This is a genomic window from Olsenella uli (assembly GCF_016899935.1).
GTDB classification, from domain to species: Bacteria; Actinomycetota; Coriobacteriia; order Coriobacteriales; family Atopobiaceae; genus Thermophilibacter; species Thermophilibacter uli_B.
In genome coordinates this window covers 1-232 of sequence record NZ_JACJJK010000121.1, presented here as the reverse complement: position 1 = coordinate 232, position 232 = coordinate 1, and the positions used below count along the sequence as shown (strand labels likewise).

At 46.6% G+C, this 232-nt stretch carries 1 protein-coding gene; it reads right to left on the bottom strand.

The window, feature by feature from the left end:
• Positions 1–190: hypothetical protein (locus tag H6A07_RS10095; protein ID WP_204814777.1), on the bottom strand; the 190-nt coding region annotated here is incomplete at its 3' end.
• Between the last annotated feature and the right edge of the window lie 42 nt (positions 191–232).

Genomic DNA, 232 nt, shown 5'->3' with positions numbered 1-232 from the left:
GATTGAAGATGCGCCTCAATATCAATGAGGCTGACGGCTGCATATTCTTTACAATGCTACCGTTGAAGTCGCCCTCATAGCTCACCATACCCGCGCCAACGCCTATTTCCATCTTATACTCATAATCATCCTGGGCTTTTGCGCCGAGTGATACGAGCGTGAAAAAGGCGATAAGCAGAATGGTTCTCATCACTACAAGGGTATATGTTCAGCTGTTCTTACTCCGTAAACG